1 pseudogene is annotated in these 835 nt (G+C 45.9%); it reads right to left on the minus strand.

The features are described 5' to 3' along the window. Positions 1–835, minus strand: a pseudogene (locus A3729_RS29240) (excinuclease ABC subunit B); the annotation flags it as partial.

The raw sequence follows: 835 nt of genomic DNA on the forward strand, positions 1-835 counted from the left end.
ATTATCAAGTGCCGACGGAAGCCTAAAACCATACTCCACCAAGGTTTCTTTTCTAGACCTGTCGCCTTTAAACATTGCACCAATCTGAGGAATCGTTACGTGCGACTCATCGATTACCATTAAGGCATTATCCGGCAAATAATCAAACAAGGTAGGCGGCGCTGCGCCGACATCGCGCCCAGACAAGTAGCGCGAGTAGTTTTCAATACCATTACAGTAACCCAGCTCTGTCATCATCTCTGTATCATAGCGAGTTCGTTCTTCTAGCCTTTGCGCTTCGACGAGCTTATTATTGTCCCGTAACTGCGCTAAACGAATTTCTAATTCGGACTTAATTCCATCCACAGCATTCAGAATTGTTTGGCGCGGCGTAACATAATGGGATTTAGGGTAAATCGTAATCCGAGGCACACGACGCGTCACTTCGCCGGTTAAGGGGTCAAAGAAACTTAAGTTCTCGACCTCATCATCAAATAGCTCAATTCGGATTGCCTCTTTTTCAGACTCAGCGGGGAAGACGTCTATCACATCACCACGCACACGATAGGTAGCTCGGTGTAGCTCGATGTCATTTCGCGTATATTGAATCTCGGCCAATCGTTTTAAGATATCGCGTTGACTAGCCGGCTCCCCCCTATCTAGATGTAGCATCATCTTGAGATATGATTCCGGGTCACCCAAACCGTAGATGGCAGAAACCGTGGCAATAATTATTGCGTCTGGCCGCTCCATAAGTGCTTTAGTTGCAGATAGACGCATCTGCTCAATATGTTCATTGACTGAAGCATCTTTTTCAATAAAGGTGTTTGAAGATGGAACATAGGCTTCAGGTTGA

It is taken from the genome of Oleiphilus sp. HI0043, from assembly GCF_001634935.1.